Source organism: Salinisphaera sp. G21_0, from assembly GCF_017744115.1.
GTDB lineage: Bacteria > Pseudomonadota > Gammaproteobacteria > Pseudomonadales > Endozoicomonadaceae > Endozoicomonas.
In genome coordinates this window covers 1-549 of the sequence record NZ_JAGHQW010000275.1, presented here as the reverse complement: position 1 = coordinate 549, position 549 = coordinate 1, and the positions used below count along the sequence as shown (strand labels likewise).

Here is a 549-nt window from a genome sequence, read left to right as displayed (position 1 = left end):
AACACATGGAGGAAATATTGGTGACCAGTGCCCGGTCGAGCGGTTTGCCCTTAACGTCCTCGTCTTTGCCCTCCTGCCAGCCCTCTTTCAAGCAGGGCAGGGTCAGGAAGGCCTTCACGTCCTTATCGTTCGGTAAGCCTTTGCCATTACACATGGCGGAGATATTGGTGACCAGTGCCCGGTCGAGCGGTTTGCCCTTAAGGTCCTCGTCTTTGCCCTCCTGCCAGCCCTCTTTCAAGCAGGGCAGGGTCAGGAAGGCCTTCACGTCCTTATCTTTCGGTAAGCCTTTGCCATGACACATGGCGGAAATATTGGTGACCTGTGCCCGGTCGAGCGGTTTGCCCTTAACGTCCCCGTCTTTGCCCTCCTGCCAGCCCTCTTTCAAGCAGGGCAGGGTCAGGAAAACCTTCACGTCCTTATCGTTCGGTAAGCCTTTGCCATTACACATGGAGGAAATATTGGTGACCAGTGCCCGGTCGAGCGGTTTGCCCTTAACGTCCTCGTCTTTGCCCTCCTGCCAGCCCTCTTTCAAGCAGGGCAGGGTCAGGA

The 549-nt window shown here is 56.5% G+C and carries 1 protein-coding gene; it reads right to left on the bottom strand.

What is annotated here, in order from left to right:
* Nucleotides 1-549 (bottom strand): hypothetical protein (locus J7439_RS26040; RefSeq protein ID WP_209204963.1); only part of this gene is annotated, 549 nt, incomplete at both ends.